This window comes from Paenibacillus paludis (assembly GCF_042610515.1).
GTDB lineage: Bacteria > Bacillota > Bacilli > Paenibacillales > Paenibacillaceae > Paenibacillus_AQ.
Map to the genome: position 1 here is coordinate 1 of NZ_JBGJZP010000007.1, position 16753 is coordinate 16753.

Here is a 16753-nt window from a genome sequence, read left to right on the forward strand (position 1 = left end):
TAAGACCCCTTGAAGACGACGAGGTAGATAGGTTGGAGGTGGAAGTGCAGCAATGCATGGAGCTGACCAATACTAATCGGTCGAGGGCTTATCCAACTAGTAAAGACGCAGATTCGTTTCGGATTCAGTTTTCAGGAATTAAGGTTCCTGAAGCATTTACGCTGTAAATGCCCGTTTGGTGGCGATAGCGGAGGGGTTCCACGCGTACCCATCCCGAACACGACCGTTAAGCCCTCCAGCGCCGATGGTACTTGGACCGAAGGGTCCTGGGAGAGTAGGACGCCGCCAAGCACACAAAGCCATTGTTGAGTTTCTCAACAGTGGCTTTTTTGTTNCCCATCCCGAACACGACCGTTAAGCCCTCCAGCGCCGATGGTACTTGGACCGAAGGGTCCTGGGAGAGTAGGACGCCGCCAAGCGGACAACCACACACACTGTGGTATTTTTTTTGCCCTTAATATTTGTATACGGTAGAAGGGCCTTTAGCTCAGCTGGTTAGAGCGCACCCCTGATAAGGGTGAGGTCGGTGGTTCGAGTCCACTAAGGCCCACCATTTTCCCTGATAGCTCAGTTGGTAGAGCACTCGACTGTTAATCGAGTTGTCACAGGTTCGAGTCCTGTTCGGGGAGCCATTATGGAGAGGTGTCCGAGTTTGGCCGAAGGAGCACGATTGGAAATCGTGTAGGCGCCACAAGCGTCTCGAGGGTTCGAATCCCTCTCTCTCCGCCACAAATTTTCAACAAGCATGGCCCGTTGGTCAAGGGGTTAAGACACCTCCCTTTCACGGAGGTAACATGGGTTCGAATCCCATACGGGTCATATCATGGAGGCTTAGCTCAGCTGGGAGAGCATCTGCCTTACAAGCAGAGGGTCGGGGGTTCGATCCCCTCAGCCTCCACCATAACATTTCCCTAAGAAGCTGAAGCTTCGCAATGGATTCCAGGTGTTTTTCTGGGACCGAAAGGGAACAATAACTTTTACTGACGCGGGGTGGAGCAGCCCGGTAGCTCGTCGGGCTCATAACCCGAAGGCCGCAGGTTCAAATCCTGCCCCCGCAACCAATTTGGAACCGTGGTGTAGTTGGCCTAACATGCCTGCCTGTCACGCAGGAGATCGCGGGTTCGAATCCCGTCGGTTCCGCCATTAGTATGGCATCAGGGATCAGAAGTATAAGCTTCGCAAGAATTACTTTGCAATCTCGCAACGAAGTGCAGAGTATCCGCCCTGTTCCGTGTTTTTAGCTAATTATAAATATTGGGGATTAGCCAAGCGGTAAGGCAACGGACTTTGACTCCGTCATGCATAGGTTCAAATCCTATATCCCCAGCCATTTTCATGAGAGCCATTAGCTCAGTTGGTAGAGCACCTGACTTTTAATCAGGGTGTCGAAGGTTCGAGTCCTTCATGGCTCACCATTTCTTTAAAGTGTGCGCGTGTGGCGGAATGGCAGACGCACCAGACTTAGGATCTGGCGTTTTACGACGTGGGGGTTCAAGTCCCTTCACGCGCACCATGTTTTTGCGGACGTGGCTCAGCGGTAGAGCATCGCCTTGCCAAGGCGAGGGTCGCGGGTTCGATTCCCGTCGTCCGCTCCATATAGATTTTGCGCCCTTAGCTCAGCTGGATAGAGCGTTTGACTACGAATCAAAAGGCCGGGAGTTCGAATCTCTCAGGGCGCGCCATTTTTAATATTAACGGGATGTAGCTCAGCTTGGTAGAGCACCTGGTTTGGGACCAGGGGGTCGCATGTTCAAATCGTGTCATCCCGATTGTACACCTATGCGGGTGTAGTTCAATGGTAGAACTTCAGCCTTCCAAGCTGATAGCGTGGGTTCGATTCCCATCACCCGCTTAACAGAATAAACCACAAAAAAAGCCTGCGATATGCAAGGCTTTTTTTGTGCTGTGTGCTCAAGAGTCATGCAGCAGCTACAGTCTAGTGAAATTAGGAAAGTTAGAGTGGGACAATACTATACATAATAAGTTCCAATAAACCGATTATAAGTTATAATTGCCCATTTTTTCATGGGATAGTAATAAAGTTGAAGGGACGTAGTAATGGTGGATTCGAAATTCAATTTAGATGCATTATCGGGCAGTTCTATTTCAAACGATACAGAGATACATAAAGCGTATGGGCACCAAGGTTTTGGGGGCTGGCTCATTTTTTTTCAAATCAGCATTTGGCTGGGATTCATACTAGTGATATTTAAATTTTCAAAGGATTTAGTTTTGGATGAATTTTCATCAATAATGAAAGTAACAGAGAAAAGCTGGGAGTTATCGCCAGAATATGTTTTTTCTCATTGGCTTGCATATTTGCAAAATCCTTTTTTCATTGTGCTGCTGCTCGTCATAATATTTTTGTTTTATTTTAAGAAGAAACAGACCATTCATTGGGTTAGAGGATACCTGATCGTAATATCACTGATTTCGATTGCAAATTGTTGGTTAAGTTATTATTCGGGCAATTATTATATAGGTGAGCCTTTAATTATGGTGACGATCGTTTCTGTAATAAAAAATCTAATCTGGACTGCTTACTTTACTTTATCTGAAAGAGTTGAGAATACATTTGATCAATAGCTAATCGCAAAGGGAAAGCAAACTAATTAATAGTAGCTTGACGAACACGTTGGGAGATAGTTCCTTCGTGTTTTTTTGTCTGCCGGAAAGTGTGTTTCGTGACAGCCAGCGGGTCTGTGAAGCTGGTATATTAGATTTACGATATCGGGCTTCAATGATCAGGAAGTATTAAGGAGCAACTCAAATGAAAGATAAAGTAATTCGAATCTTCAGAATTATTAATGCGATTCAATCTAATCCTGGTATTACGGCGACAGATTTGGCTTTCAGATGTGATGTGAACGTTAGAACGATCTACAGGGATCTTGAGATCATCAGCCATTTTGCGCCCGTTACGAATGAGGGTAGAGGCACCGGCTATAAGTTTCTTGGTAAGTTCTTTCTCTATCCGCTTGATTTTTCCGAGCAGGAAGCGTTGGCATTCTCTCTTTTACCTTCTGTACTCAATGAGGACAAAATCCCTCCGGGTTTCCATACAGCTTATGACAAAGTAATGGGTACACATATGAAGGAGAAATCCAGGCAGAATGGGATTCTGGAGAACATTGCCGACATCATTCAGATGGGCACACCCGCCTATCGTAAAGAAAGCCGGAATTTTCTCCAGCCGATTATAGGGGCGATTGTGGAGCAGCGGCGGATCCGAGCTGTATATCACTCGCAGTCGCGCGATGCGACAACGGAACGTGAGATCGATCCCTATTATTTGATTCCGCGTGATCAGCGCTTTTACCTCATTGGGTATTGCCACCTTAAAAAGGCTATCCGAACCTTCAGAATCAGCCGTTTTCTGGACGTGGAGGTAATGGAGGCGAGCTTCGACAAGGGGAACTTCAATATTAAGAAATATTTGAAAAATACATGGTCCATTGACCGCGGCAATAAAAACATAAAGTTCAAGGTGCGGTTCCAGCCGGAGATTGCGCGCTATATTAAGGAAGAGGAACTGTTTGTTCATCCGCGGATGAGCGATGAGCCGGATGGCAGTCTGCTGTTCGAAGTGACTGTGAACAATGAAAAAGAATTCATGAAGTGGATATTGCAATACGGGCCAAATGCCGAAATTCTGGAGCCGACATCGGCCAGAGTGGAGCTAAAGCACCGGCTGGAGCATTGGATGAGTATTTATAAGGAATAGGAGTAAAGTATCCTCTTGATCCTGATCTAAACACTGTCATTTTTAGGGCAACAAGAAACCCCGAACCTCAAGGTCCGGGGTTTTGCATATGATTTTAATCAGCTAGAGGTACAGGCAATCCCAGACCTTCGGCGATGCGCTGACCGAATTCAGGATCGGCTTTGTAAAAGTGGCCGATCTGGCGGATTTTGATCTCATCAAACTCGACAGGAGTCATGGCACCGACAATATTGCGGACAAGACGCGCACGTTCCTCTTCGCTCAGCAGCCGGTAGAGGTCACCTGCTTGTGTATAATGATCATCGTGATCATAAGGGACACTGTCTGCCTGACCGGAAACGTTGTATGGAGCTGGTTTATGCTGCGGAGATTCCGTTGCTCCGCCGAAGCTGTTAGGTTCATAATAGACAGAGCTGCCGCCGTTGCTGCCAGAGTTCATTGCACCGTCACGCTGATTGTTGTTGACCTCGGCAATAGGCCGGTTGATCGGCAATTGGTTATGATTCGCACCTACCCGGTAGCGGTGGGCATCGGCATAGGCGAATAGGCGGCCTTGCAGCATTTTGTCGGGGGATGCTTCAATGCCCGGAACAAAAGAACCAGGAGAGAAGGTAGCCTGCTCTACTTCTGCGAAATAATTTTCCGGATTGCGGTCCAGGACCATACGGCCAACCTCAATTAATGGATATTCCTTCTGCGACCATACCTTGGTCACATCGAATGGGTCGAAACGGTACGTGTCGGCATCCTCTACAGGCATAATCTGCACATGCAGTCTCCATGCCGGGAAATCTCCTTTATCAATTGCGTTGAACAAATCCTCTGTATGATAATCCGGGTTCTCCCCGGCAATTTGTGCCGCCAGATTTACATCAAGATTTCTTACGCCCTGTTCAGTTTTGAAATGGTATTTCACCCAGACAGCCTTGCCTTCGGCATTCACCCATTTGAAGGTGTGGCTGCCGAACCCGTGCATATGACGGAGTGTAGCCGGGATGCCGCGGTCGGACATAAGAATGGTTACCTGATGCAGGGATTCAGGAGATAGAGACCAGAAATCCCAAACAGCATTCGGATTCTTCAAATGAGTCTGCGGGTGACGTTTCTGGGTATGGATGAAATCCGGGAATTTGATCGCATCGCGAATGAAGAAGACCGGTGTATTGTTGCCGACGAGATCATAATTTCCTTCTTCCGTGTAGAACTTTACTGCAAACCCGCGTGGATCGCGGACCGTGTCGGAAGAGCCCAGCTCTCCGGCAACGGTGGAAAAACGAATGAACATTGGCGTGCGTTTGCCGACTTCGGACAGGAATGCTGCCTTGGTATATTGTGACAAATCCTGAGTGACTTCAAAATATCCATGAGCACCGGCTCCTTTAGCGTGGACAACACGTTCAGGAACACGCTCCCTGTTAAAGTGGGCCAATTTCTCCAGCAGATGAACATCCTGCAGCAAGGTAGGTCCACGGGAGCCTGCGGTCATTGAGTTCTGGTTGTCTCCGACAGGGGCACCCCAGCTTGTTGTAAGTTTGTTATTGCTCTGACTCATGAATACAATCACCTCGTAATAAGATTTGATTTTAGATTTAGTATAAGTTCTATAATAACAAATAAAACGGGAAAAGCAATTCTTTTTTATAATGATTTTAATTAACAATATGCGGAAATGGGTTGAATCATGATAATGGGAAAAGAGGCACGTCCGATGAAGGAAGCTCGAGTTGTAATCACCTAAGTTAATAAGGATGTGGTAAAGGATATTCATGAATGTTGTTGAAAGTAAGGGGAATTCATTGCAGGTATGGGGAGGAAGCGAGATTGGAGAAGCGCAGTATCATACGCTTCATTAATGCAATCATCTTAAAGAAGACCGCATACAAATAACTCCCATCCGCAGCAGCGGACGGGAGCAGGGAAAAGGCAGGATAGGCGGCTAAGGCGTCAGAAAAGTAGTATAGCTAATGATTGACGTTGAAAAATACGCAGCTTAGCCTTTGATATACATTCTGCTGTAATATTCATCCAGCATACGTTTGCTCGCGAATTCAACACGAGTGGTCTCGATACTCTTGCGCATCATTTGTACCCATTTCTCCCGGTTGTCATAGAAGGTAGGGAGCACGCGGTTCAAGAGGGTGTCGTAAAGCGCGTCGCTGTCATGCTTGTCGAGCACTTCGAAATCGGTGGTCTCGAAGCCGTCGCCAATCTGCCAGCCATTCTCGCCGTCAATGCAGGCTTCCGGCCACCAGCCATCCAGAATCGAGCAGTTGAGGACGCCGTTCATAGCCGCTTTCATTCCGGAGGTGCCGCTGGCTTCCAGCGGTCTGCGCGGATTGTTGAGCCAGATGTCGGAGCCGCGGGTCAGCTGTGCCCCAATGGTCATATCGTAGTTTTCCAGGAAAACGACACTTTTCGGATATTTTTTCATCATCGCCACGAGATTGCTGACGATTTTTTTGCCGTTGTCATCCAACGGATGGGCTTTGCCGGAGAAGACGATTTGGATTTTGCCGTCCCTCAGGTAAGGCTCAATGACTTCCGGCTGGGAGAAAATCAGGTCGCTGCGTTTGTAAGGAGCGGCGCGGCGGGAGAAGCCGATAAGCAGATTGTCCGCATTCAGGGCGATGCCGGAGCGTTCCTCGATGAACCCAACCAGCTCATTTTTAATTTCTTTATGCGTGGCCCAAAGATCCCCGTTCTCCTCAAAGGTGCGGGTAATCCGTTCGTCCACCCAGGTAGGGGTATGAATGGCATTAGTAATGCCAATGATCTCCGATCTGCCGGCAACTTCCTTCCACATTTTGTTCGCAGTATCAGCGTGAAGCTGGGCCACTGCATTGGAAATGCGCGACAACCGCAGACCGGCTACGGTCATATTGAAAGGATCTCCACCGATACGTTCCATTTGATCGCGGGTTAAGCCATTGAATGCGCCCATATACTCGAGGCGGTCGAGCGGATGCGTTTCATTGCCTTCCTTGATTGGTGTATGGGTAGTGAACACAACTTCTTCACGGGTAGCTTTCCAGGCTTCCTCAAAGGTACTGCCGCCGGACATTTTTTCACGGATCAGCTCGATGGCGGCCAGTGCCGCATGTCCTTCATTGAAGTGATAGACATCAATCGGAATTTGCAGTGCACGCATCGCTTTAACGCCGCCAATCCCAAGAACGATTTCCTGAGCGATCCGTTCTTCGCCGAACCAGCCGTACAGTTGGCCTGTAATCCAGGCATCGCTGTTCTCGGGAATATCCGTGTCCAGCAGGTACAGCGGGTTGTTGCCAAACTGCTCAGTCTTCCACACTTTACAGACAACATCGATTTTTCTAACTTTAACCGTTACTTTAACCCCTGTATCTTCAAGGAAATCATAAACATAGTTGTGATAGGAGTCATACGGATTGCCGTGGGCATCAATCTTTTGATCCGTGTACCCTTGCTTCCACTTCAGCCCGATTGGAATGATAGGAGCGTTGATATCCTTCGCGCCCTTGATGTAATCTCCGGCCAGGATGCCCAGGCCTCCGGCGTACATTTTGAAATCGGAATGCAGGCCATACTCCATGCTGAAATAAGCAACTGACGGTAATTGGTTCTCGTTCACTTGATAAGCCTCCTAATACGAATTAGATTATAATCTGGTATTGCTGTAGGCTCAATCTAAGGTGCAAACGTTTGCTCAAAATGATGTAGTCTTCCCTGGAAGCGATTGCACACCTATTCTAGCACACTTGCAGTCAAAAAGCATAACGAAGTTTTTGTGAAGAACAAACATAAGGATTCAAGAAAAAACTATATAGATTGAACTTGGGAATTTGAGATAAAGGAAAGGAGCAACGAAGGGAGATTTGGGAACTGTAGGAGCGACAGCAACCGGAAGTCTAAATATTCACCGTAGTTGCGACTGATCCTGTACTCTAACCACAAGTTCAATCTATATAAACAGAAAAGTTTGATAAAGATGGCTTCAGGCCATAAGATAAGGAAGGGACAATAACACCCTTTGAAGTGATTGCTGCTGCTGAAGCGGGCTATATGGATGTGAGAGTGACAGTTCAGCATGGTTCCGGCCGGAAGGATATTCAGGTTCTATACCGAAAGCGGACAAATTATGGCCGCAGCGGCTTAAGATAAGTATAGGTTATAAATCCCGATTGTTCAAAATAACTAATGGTGGTGTAAAGCTTGAGTATAGTGGTGATCGGAAGTTTGAATATGGATATGGTGGTACGCACCAGCCGGGCCCCTGAAGCCGGGGAGACTTTGTTTGGACAAGGCTTCGCCTTGTCACCGGGAGGAAAAGGCGCCAATCAGGCAGTAGCCGCAGCGCGTCTTGGTGCCGAGGTAGCGATGATCGGAAGTGTCGGCCGGGATGCTTTTGGCAGTGAGCTGCTGGAGATTATGCGGCAGGAGCATATTGATGTCCGGCATATTGCCCAGAGTAACTCGCAGGCTACCGGCGTCGCGTCAATTGTGGTCGATGGAGAAGGGGAGAACCGGATTATTGTTGTGCCGGGAGCGAATATTGAACTTGGTCCAGCGGATATTGAGGCGCTTGAGCACGTAATCAGCGGAGCTGAAATGATCGTGATGCAGCTGGAGACGGATCTTCCGATGTGTGAACAGGCGGCTTCCATTGCGCAGCGCCACGGCATTCCGGTCATTCTGAATCCGGCTCCGGCCAGAGAGCTTAGCCAGGAAATGTTGAGAAATGTGACATATCTGACCCCGAACGAAACCGAAGCGGGAATCCTGTCCGGCATTGAAGTAAACAATACGGAGACGGCTGAGCAGGCGGCGCTTATTTTGCTGGGGAAAGGGGTACGGAACGTCATTGTCACTCTGGGTTCCAAGGGGGCGCTGATCGTGAATGAATCCGGCAACGCGCAGCATATTGCCGGATTCCCGGTACAGGCGGTCGATACGGTTGCGGCAGGCGATTCCTTTAACGGGGCGCTGGCTTACCAACTGACCCGCGGTGTGGCCTTGGAAGAAGCGGTGAGGTTCGCCAATGCAGTAGGTGCGCTGGCTGTAGGCAAAGAAGGGGCAATTCCGTCGCTGCCGAAGCTGCCGGAGGTCGAGCAGTTCCTGAAAGAAACAGCTGAACGGTAAGCCGGGGATAGATATAGATCGGATAGATGAGGAGCTGAAGTAAATGAGTGGCACTGTAACGGTTAAGAATGTGACTCTGGGCGAGGGAATGCCCAAGATTTGCGTATCGCTGATCGGAGCAACATTGACCGAACTGAAGGAAGAAGCGGAGGCACTGAAAGCTCTGGCACCGGATGTGCTGGAGTGGCGGAGCGATTTTTTTGCCGGAGTGGACAATATTGAGGCAGTTACGGAAGTACTGGAAATGATCCAGGCTATTCTTCCGGACCTTCCGCTGATCTTCACGTTCCGCAGCGCCAGAGAAGGCGGGGAGCGGCAGATTGCCACGGAGGATTATATCCGGCTGAATAAGGCTGCAGCCGCGAGTGGACTCGTCGATATCATTGATGTGGAGCTGTTCAATGAGGAAGCTGATGTACAGGCGCTTATCGCTGCCGCGCATAACTGCGGGGTGTTTGTGATTGTGTCGAACCATGATTTCCAGGGAACACCTTCTGAGGAGGAGATTGTGTCCCGGCTGCGCAAGGCTCAGGAGCTGGGCGGAGACCTGCCGAAGATCGCCGTTATGCCATGCAGCGCGGCAGATGTGCTGACACTGCTGGCTGCGACAAACCGGATGCAGGAGTTGTATGCGGACCGTCCGATCATTACGATGTCCATGGCCGGAGAGGGCGTAATCAGCCGCCTAGCCGGGGAAATCTTCGGCTCTGCGCTTACCTTCGGCGCGGCCCATAAGCCATCTGCCCCTGGACAGGTTGCGGTTGCCGAGCTGCGGCAGGTGCTGGAGCTGCTGCACCGCAGCCTGTAGAACCGTTCATTTATTGTCCGGCAGCAATAGAAACAATTAGAATGGGGTGTTCTAAGCCAGTGAAACGGCGGGAACACCTTTTTTGGATAGTTAATAGTTAAACATATATATGGTTCACACTATAAATCATCTTCAAGGTGCGGCAGGGTTTGAATCAGCGCCCGGTTATGCCCTACAATGAAGGCAGCCAAGTAGTTAAATCATCCACTTGCGGAACGAAGAAAGGGAGAACTGCCAATGACGGAATCCATCCTGGTCGTGGAGGATGAAGAAAAAATCGCCCGGCTGCTGCAGATTGAGCTGGAATGCGAGGGCTATCGCGTATTGATTGCGGGCAGCGGCCATCAGGCGCTTGAAATCTATCAGGCACAGCAGCCGGACCTCCTTCTGCTTGATGTGATGCTTCCCGGGTTCAGCGGAATTGAGCTGCTGCGCCGTATCCGGGTCAATGATGCGCTTACCCCTGTACTGATGCTGACTGCCAAAAGCTCGGTGGAAGACAAAGTGTCCGGGCTTGACCTTGGGGCAAATGACTATATCACCAAGCCCTTTCAAATTGAGGAGCTTCTGGCGCGTGTCCGCGCTGCGCTGCGGCTTGCGTCTACCCGAAACATTGAGGAGACAGGCAGCTGGCTTAAAGCGGATGATCTTGAGCTGAACGAAACCACGCGTGAAGTTGTTCGGGCTGGCAGAACGATTGACCTCACCCCGAGGGAGTTCGATCTGCTGGTGTTCTTGCTGAAGAACAAGCGCCAGGTGCTGAATAGAGAGCAGATTATGACCGCGGTTTGGGGGTACGATTATTACGGTGATACCAATGTCGTAGATGTGTATATCCGTTATGTCCGTAAAAAACTTACCCAAGGGGATCAGAGCGAGCTTATTCATACCGTCCGGGGCATCGGGTATGTCCTGAAGGACTCCCCATGAAGCTGCGGAGCAAAATTTATCTTTATTCCAGCGTGCTGTTTGCTGTACTCCTTGTCATTATGAACCTCGTCATTTACTTTATGTTCAGCCGGTTGTCGACAGATAATCAGCTGGATCAGGCCGCTGCAGAGACTGCCAAAATCGCTGCCGATATGCGAAGAGTTGGAACCGGTGTGGCTGCCCCGGAGCTGCTTCGGGCGTACGTGCCGATTGAGGGAATGCTCCGGCTGCTGGCTCCGGACGGGAGCGGACCGGCGCCCGTGACTTCGGCGTCGGAACAGGAGATCAGCCGGCTGAAGCCGGTATATTATAAAGACAAGCTTAGTGAAATTATCAAGGTGGATGGCCGTTCCTATGCTTTTGTGACGACTCCGGTCATCTGGATAGACGGGATCGTGATGAATGTCCAAATGACCAAAAGCCTGGAGAGTACGATGAATACGCTCCGCGTGCTGCGGGTTGTGCTGGCGGGGGCAACCGCCTTTGCACTGCTTCCGCTGCTGCTCTCCAGCCGTGTGCTGTCCGGGCTGATTATGCGTCCCATTGTGCAAATGACAGCTACGATGCGGGAGATCAAGAACAGCGGGAAATTCAGCAGACTAACGCTGGAAGATACATCCAGAGATGAGCTGGTTGAAATGGGGCGCACGTTCAACGATATGATCGCTTTGCTGGAGAGTAATTATTTGAAGCAGGAGAAATTCGTGTCCGACGCCTCGCATGAGCTGCGTACACCGCTGACGGTGATTGAAAGCTACGCCAGCCTGCTCAAAAGGCGGGGACTCACCCATCCTGAATTGTTCAATGAATCCGTTGAAGCCATCCATTCCGAGGCGATTCGGATGAAGGAGCTGACCGAGCAGCTGCTGCTGCTGGCGAAGCACCACGAACAATGGGATCTGTCCATGAAGGTTGTTGATCTGAAAGAGCTGGCCAACGCATCGGCTAAAGTCTTCCGCAATGCATATGGCAGAGAAGTCACCGTCAATGCACAGGGGGAGGTTAAAGGGTACAGCGATGAAGCGAAGCTGCGACAGCTGCTGTTCATATTTTTGGACAATGCCCGCAAATACAGCGATGAAGCCATAACCATCACACTTGGAGCCTCCGGGCAGGAGAGCCACATTATCATTACTGACCGGGGCATCGGGATTCCGAGCGGGGAGCTGCCCAGAGTGTTCGACCGCTTCTACAGAGTAGATGAGGCAAGAGGCCGCCAGGGCGGAGGAGCAGGGCTGGGGTTGTCACTCGCTGCGGAAATTGCCGAAGCCATTGGAGCCAAGCTGTCCATGGAGAGTGTGGAAGGCGCCGGAACATCGGTTATGATCCGAATTGCGGCTGAGAGCAGGGGAAGACAATGAAAATAAAGAAACCTGAGAGCAAAAAATTCATATACAAAGCCGTCATTATTATTGCTGCCGTGCTGCTTCTGTCCATTGCTGCGTTTAAAATATTCACAAATGAATCCGCACAGCTGTTGACGAAAGAGCAGGCGAAGCAGGCTGTGCTGAAAGAGTATTCCGGCAGCTTAGAGAACCTGACCCTGCAATCCGGGAACTATGTAGCGGAGCTGAAAACCGGCCAGGGTCTCTATGAGCTGGAGCTGGATGGGGCAACAGGTGAGATTGTTTCCATTGTCCTGCTGGAGCCAGCCGCTTCCGCAGAGGTCCGGCCCACACCATTGCCTTCTTCGGCCCCTCCGGCAGGCGGCAGCGCCCTGCCATCCCCTTCACCGACTGCTCCGCGTGCAGTGTCAGAAGACGAGGCAGTCAAGCTGGCGCTGCAGGAGGTGCCGGGAGAACCGGATGATGTGGATACCGAAATTAACGAATCAGGCGCCTTTTATCTGGTGGAAGTTAATACAACGGATGGGCGTGAAGCGGTGGTCCAGGTGGACGCGATCTCCGGAAACATTATGTCCGTGGCTTGGGAAGAACCGGATGAGGATCATCCTTAAGCAGAATTCTCATCAATTTCTAATGTTACTGCCGCCTTTCTCTCATTTGGGCTGTGTATATTGAATACATGAGCAGCACAGATTGAACATGAGGAGGCGGCAATAAATGATGAAGATGAAATTATGGAGCAGTGTAGCGGCGGCAGCCATTCTGTTCGGGGGTGCATACAGCATCAGCGAGGTTCAGGGTGCTTCCGCAGGATCAACTGCTTCACAAAGTCAAAGCAAGACACTGATTGGCGTGGACAAGGCAGAGGCGTATGCGCTGAAGTCAGCACAGGGCCGAGTAGAGAGCATTGATCTGAAGGAGAGAATCAGCGGTTCGTATTACGAGGTTGAGATCCGTCATAACAACCAGGAAATTGACGTTCGGGTTGATGCCTACACAGGTAAAATCTTAAGCGTGCGCAAAGAAACCGATGACGATGACGATGATGACAACTACGCAGCAGCCACATCACAAAGCGGAACGATGATCAGCGCAGCTAAAGCGGCAGAAGCGGCCTCCGCCTCCGCAAAGGGTACAGTTACTGAAATTGACCTTGATGGGGACAATGGAAGTTTCGTATATGAAGTGGAGATCAGAAACGGCAAAGTGACGACCGAAGTGGGAGTCGATGCCTATACTGCGAAGGTTCTGTATACGGATGTAGATTCTGATGACGATGAGGATTGAATCCATGAATATGCAGAGGAATTAACACTTTATAAAAGCGGGGCAGCCGGATATCGGCTGCCCCGCGTTTATAGATCATACAACTGCTGTATCACTCCGGGCAAGCGGAGTGGAAGACTACTGCGTTGTACCTGTATAGACGTGCACAGCATCTCTCAGGAACTCGGCCAGACCCGGACGGCGCTTGTCATAATAGGCGGTAAAGCGTTCGTCATCCACATACATTTGTGCTACGTGGGCGTGAGCTTCTTTAGTATAAGTGTCCCAGTAGAAGGTGAGCCACTGGCGGTGCAGCTCAGCGGCTTGCTGCGCCAGCTCGCTGGCGGAATCGCCTTCCTCCATCGCCTGCTCAAGGGCTGCGAACATGTCTGCTTCAAGCTGCTGGATGGCGGCATACTGCTCTTCGGTCATATTTTTCAGCTTGCGGTTAGACTTCTCTACAGCTTCCTCCCCGTATTTGCTGCGGGCTTCCTGTCCGTACGTACGCTCATTATCGTCAATCAGCTTTTGCTTAAAGCCTGCAAATTTCTCTTCATTGCTCATGGTTATTCTCCCTTCACTTTGGGCCAGTGTTTTTTCGACGTTTGCGATTAATTGATCCAATTGCTCTCTCCGCTGAAGCAGCTGGTCATGGTGCTCCCGCAGTGCCCGGGTGCCGTCAAAGGACGGTGCGGTCACGATTTCTTTGATTCCTTCGAGGCTTAAGCCCAGTTCCCGGTAAAAAAGAATCTGCTGCAGCCGGTCGACCTCGGCCTGGCCGTAGATGCGGTATCCCGAGGAGTTGATTCTCGCCGGCTTGAGAATGCCAACCTCATCGTAATAGCGCAATGTCCGCGTACTGATGCCCGCCAAAGCTCCCAGCTTCTGCACCGTGTATTCCATAGTGGCTGTACCTCCCATAACTTGTTTCAGCGTAGTATTATTGGACCCAATTGCACACTTGTAAGCTGTGGTTTGCTGCTTACAAGATCACTCTACACCTTCACGCAACGGCAATGTCAAACACTCTTTTGTGGGGAATATCGCTCAAAAAAACAGCAGCTCCCTATAGTATGTCCACTAAGGAAACTGCTGTTAACCTTGTATTACACATGAAGCCGGATTATTTCTTGCCGACCTGTGCCGTGAAATATTCCCGCAGCTCTGCCAGCTTCCGGGGATCCGCCAGCGCATCTTCACCCGGGAAGTAATGTTCGGCGACCAGTTCCCAGGTGGGAACGATTTTTTGGGAGATCATTGCCTTGATGGCGATCTTGACCGTCTTGCGTTCTCTGGCGTTGGAGAAGGTGTCCTTGTAATGCTGGGACCGCTCAAAATCCAGGTCGTTAAAGACAGCGCGGAAAATCTCCGCGGTCATCTTGGCATCGTCCAGCGCCCGGTGAGCGGAACCGGAAGGCTCAAGCTCGAACAGGGTCATCGCACCTTCGACGCTGATATCATTGCTAAGGCCGCGGGCACGAAGCACGCCCTTCAAGAGATCAAAATAGGTTGCAGCCATCCAGTAGGAATCATCCATTTTGTGCATCCGGATGTCCTGAATGATCCGCTTCATATCCTCGCCGCCCCAGGTCAGAAGCAGCACTCCGTCACTGCTCTGATCCAGCCAGGCTCTAAAGGCGGTAATGACCTTGGGGAAACGGTCGGCGACGTCGATATCCTCTTGGGGAATGCCGGTTTTTTTCTTAATGAACGAATTCAGGGTGGAGAAGTATATAGGTTTAATTAAGGCTGAGAACTCATCCTTAACTTGCAATGAAGCGTCTAACCGGACGGCTCCAATCTCAATGACCTCCATAGGATGCTCGCTGGCAAATTTGCGGCCGTTGAATTCGATGTCCAGAATAATATAATCCACAGGTAATGCCTCCGTTTCAGTGACTGGCGCCTTACAAGCTGAAGAATGCGCCGACCCTTCTATTTTAGCAAAAAAAGCGGAGGAATGGGAAATAAGACGGGGAATTGCCGTCCGGGGTGTGCGGCTAAGGCTGTTTTTGTATTGAAGAGTGATGAGGAGCCGCGGTAAACGTGAAGAAGGATAAGGGAGAAGGTTGGAAGAATAAGTAAGCATGATGGCGTGAATTGGGAAATTGCAATTGATATATTTTTGGGGGAGGGCAATGATGAATACTCATGAAAAAGTTAAACAGTGGGAGAACGGAGAAGGGGTTGCTTTATTTCAAGGCTTAGGACTTGCAGAAGATGCGGAAATTTTGGACTACGGTTGTGGCTTCGGACACTACACCTTTGCTGCATCAAGAGCTCTAAATGGCCGGGGGACGGTTTATGCTGTTGATATTAATAAAGAATGCATGAAGGCTGTGGGTAAGGTATCCAGTGAAGAGCATTTAAATAACATTCAAGTTTTGACGGGGAATAAGGACCACACTTTGAATTTTGAGGACAGGTCTTTGGATATGATCATGTATTACGATATTTTACACGGCAACGGAACTCACCGGTTTACCTTGTACGAGGAAGCGAAGAGAACGTTAAAGCCGGATGGGATTTTATCTATTTTGCCTTTTCATTTATCTAATTTCCGAGATCAGGAAGGAAAAAAGAAAACGTACAACTATAAAAAAATCATAGATGAAGTTCTTGAGTTTGGTTTTTCTGTGCAGCAAGACCAGACGAAGATGGGCATTCATTTCGAAAAGTATCATAGTTCCTATTATATAGATAAAGGCTGTGTGGAGTTTGAGGCTTTGGAGAGAGCGGAAATACTCAATTTTAGAAAGAACAGCTGAATGCACTGAACAATTTGCTTCAGGGAAGAAAATCTTAAGTTGGAGCAGTACTTCGGTTCCTGGTGTTGATTTGTACATTGAACACTGATAGGCAGTATAGTTTAGCTATAATTGTTTTTCCCTAGCCATGGAATCTACTAGAGAGATATGCTAAGCAATAGGACATTTTTCCAGGGAGGGATATATCATGGACAGTAATACTTATTATATTTCTGAAGAAAACACTTTTATCATTGACTGTAAGGATGTAATTTTAAGAGAATTCAAAGTTTCTGATTTAGATAAGTTTCATTCACTTACATGGCAGCCTGAAATACATGAATACTTGCCAGGTTGGAACGTATCAAAAGAGCAAAGAGAAGATTGGTTAATAAATTACGAAATTCCAGAGAACAAGCAGTTTCTACATGCTGTATCGGAAGGTGGAGACATTGGTGAACTCCGTCTTCGCTTGGGAATTATATTGAAAGAGACGGGAGAGCTTATCGGCTGGTGCTGTACGGGATTAAAGGATGAATTACCGCCCCCAAACCGAGAGATCATGTATGCCATATCAAAAGATCATAGAGGTAAAGGTTATACAACCCAAGCTGCACAAGGGATAGTCAAGTATTTATTTGAGAATACGAACGTCGAGGTGCTTAATGCTATTGCTCTTTTAATTAACTTGCCATCGAGTAGAGTCATACAAAAATGCGGGTTTGACTTTCAAGGTGTTATCGGGATTGATAACGATAGATTTAATTATTATAAACTTGATAAAAAGGATTGGACAATCAAACGCTAAAAGTCGAAC

General features: G+C 49.1%; 14 protein-coding genes, 14 tRNA genes and 2 rRNA genes. 26 read left to right on the forward strand and 4 right to left on the reverse strand.

All coding sequences use genetic code 11. The annotated features are described in order from the left end of the window. The 18 genes from ACAN56_RS14990 to ACAN56_RS15075 all read left to right on the forward strand — a co-directional run. Positions 1-96, forward strand: a 23S ribosomal RNA gene (locus ACAN56_RS14990); the annotation flags it as partial. Positions 97-174: 78 nt separating this feature from the next. Continuing rightward, positions 175-291, forward strand: a 5S ribosomal RNA gene (gene rrf, locus ACAN56_RS14995). Between the two features lie 185 nt (positions 292-476). Next, positions 477-553: transfer RNA gene (locus ACAN56_RS15000), tRNA-Ile, on the forward strand. A 3-nt stretch (positions 554-556) separates the two neighbouring features. After that, positions 557-632 (forward strand) — tRNA-Asn (locus ACAN56_RS15005). A gap of 4 nt (positions 633-636) precedes the next feature. Beyond that, positions 637-729, forward strand: a tRNA-Ser gene (locus ACAN56_RS15010). An 18-nt stretch (positions 730-747) separates the two neighbouring features. Then, a tRNA-Glu gene (locus ACAN56_RS15015) sits at positions 748-819 on the forward strand. 6 nt (positions 820-825) lie between these two features. After that, positions 826-901, forward strand: a tRNA-Val gene (locus ACAN56_RS15020). Positions 902-984: 83 nt separating this feature from the next. After that, positions 985-1061, forward strand: a tRNA-Met gene (locus ACAN56_RS15025). Between the two features lie 4 nt (positions 1062-1065). After that, positions 1066-1143 (forward strand) — tRNA-Asp (locus tag ACAN56_RS15030). 112 nt (positions 1144-1255) lie between these two features. Continuing rightward, positions 1256-1330, forward strand: a tRNA-Gln gene (locus ACAN56_RS15035). Positions 1331-1339: 9 nt separating this feature from the next. Further along, positions 1340-1415, forward strand: a tRNA-Lys gene (locus tag ACAN56_RS15040). A 14-nt stretch (positions 1416-1429) separates the two neighbouring features. Continuing rightward, positions 1430-1513: transfer RNA gene (locus ACAN56_RS15045), tRNA-Leu, on the forward strand. A gap of 7 nt (positions 1514-1520) precedes the next feature. Then, positions 1521-1595 (forward strand) — tRNA-Gly (locus ACAN56_RS15050). Positions 1596-1605: 10 nt separating this feature from the next. Next, positions 1606-1682 (forward strand) — tRNA-Arg (locus ACAN56_RS15055). A gap of 13 nt (positions 1683-1695) precedes the next feature. Then, a tRNA-Pro gene (locus ACAN56_RS15060) sits at positions 1696-1769 on the forward strand. Positions 1770-1781: 12 nt separating this feature from the next. Further along, positions 1782-1852: transfer RNA gene (locus ACAN56_RS15065), tRNA-Gly, on the forward strand. A 206-nt stretch (positions 1853-2058) separates the two neighbouring features. Further along, the gene (locus tag ACAN56_RS15070; protein ID WP_038586072.1) at positions 2059-2586 is read left to right on the forward strand and encodes a DUF2569 family protein; all 528 of its coding nucleotides are present in this window, start codon (positions 2059-2061) and stop codon (positions 2584-2586) included. Positions 2587-2770: 184 nt separating this feature from the next. Next, entirely contained in the window at positions 2771-3724 is a 954-nt protein-coding gene (locus ACAN56_RS15075; protein WP_038586074.1) for a helix-turn-helix transcriptional regulator, read from the forward strand. A gap of 94 nt (positions 3725-3818) precedes the next feature. On the opposite strand, the gene katA is transcribed toward ACAN56_RS15075, so the two are convergent. Beyond that, entirely contained in the window at positions 3819-5276 is a 1458-nt protein-coding gene (gene katA, locus ACAN56_RS15080; RefSeq protein WP_379143825.1) for a catalase KatA, read from the reverse strand. 438 nt (positions 5277-5714) lie between these two features. Beyond that, on the reverse strand, positions 5715-7331 hold the full coding sequence (glgP, locus tag ACAN56_RS15085) for an alpha-glucan family phosphorylase (protein WP_038586082.1): 1617 nt from the start codon (positions 7329-7331) through the stop codon (positions 5715-5717). 590 nt (positions 7332-7921) lie between these two features. On the opposite strand from glgP, the gene rbsK reads away from it, so the two are divergent. From rbsK to ACAN56_RS15115, 6 genes are all read left to right on the forward strand, one after another. Next, positions 7922-8839: a ribokinase gene (rbsK, locus tag ACAN56_RS15090; RefSeq protein ID WP_379144302.1), complete on the forward strand. Its 918-nt coding sequence runs from the start codon at positions 7922-7924 to the stop codon at positions 8837-8839. A gap of 43 nt (positions 8840-8882) precedes the next feature. Continuing rightward, on the forward strand, positions 8883-9647 hold the full coding sequence (aroD, locus tag ACAN56_RS15095; protein ID WP_038586087.1) for a type I 3-dehydroquinate dehydratase: 765 nt from the start codon (positions 8883-8885) through the stop codon (positions 9645-9647). Between the two features lie 237 nt (positions 9648-9884). Further along, positions 9885-10577 carry a response regulator transcription factor gene (locus ACAN56_RS15100; protein ID WP_379143829.1) on the forward strand — a complete coding sequence of 231 codons (693 nt, stop codon included), beginning with the start codon at positions 9885-9887 and terminating at the stop codon, positions 10575-10577. Continuing rightward, on the forward strand, positions 10574-11938 hold the full coding sequence (locus tag ACAN56_RS15105; RefSeq protein ID WP_379143831.1) for a sensor histidine kinase: 1365 nt from the start codon (positions 10574-10576) through the stop codon (positions 11936-11938). Before ACAN56_RS15100 ends, ACAN56_RS15105 begins: the two co-directional genes overlap by 4 nt. Then, entirely contained in the window at positions 11935-12534 is a 600-nt protein-coding gene (locus tag ACAN56_RS15110; protein ID WP_038586094.1) for a PepSY domain-containing protein, read from the forward strand. The genes ACAN56_RS15105 and ACAN56_RS15110 overlap by 4 nt, the downstream gene beginning before the upstream one ends. 106 nt (positions 12535-12640) lie before the next feature. After that, complete coding sequence (locus ACAN56_RS15115) at positions 12641-13210, forward strand: PepSY domain-containing protein (RefSeq protein WP_052091811.1); 570 nt, start codon at positions 12641-12643, stop codon at positions 13208-13210. Between the two features lie 117 nt (positions 13211-13327). Here the strand turns inward: ACAN56_RS15115 and ACAN56_RS15120 are convergent, their stop codons facing one another. After that, positions 13328-14092, reverse strand: a complete 765-nt coding sequence (locus ACAN56_RS15120; protein ID WP_379143834.1) for a MerR family transcriptional regulator — start codon at positions 14090-14092, stop codon at positions 13328-13330. A gap of 220 nt (positions 14093-14312) precedes the next feature. After that, positions 14313-15065: a 3'-5' exonuclease gene (locus tag ACAN56_RS15125; RefSeq protein ID WP_038586099.1), complete on the reverse strand. Its 753-nt coding sequence runs from the start codon at positions 15063-15065 to the stop codon at positions 14313-14315. Positions 15066-15330: 265 nt separating this feature from the next. On the opposite strand from ACAN56_RS15125, the gene ACAN56_RS15130 reads away from it, so the two are divergent. Next, entirely contained in the window at positions 15331-15957 is a 627-nt protein-coding gene (locus ACAN56_RS15130) for a class I SAM-dependent methyltransferase (RefSeq protein ID WP_379143837.1), read from the forward strand. 187 nt (positions 15958-16144) lie between these two features. Further along, positions 16145-16744, forward strand: coding sequence for a GNAT family N-acetyltransferase (locus tag ACAN56_RS15135; protein WP_379143839.1), 600 nt, complete (start codon positions 16145-16147; stop codon positions 16742-16744). Positions 16745-16753: the final 9 nt, after the last annotated feature.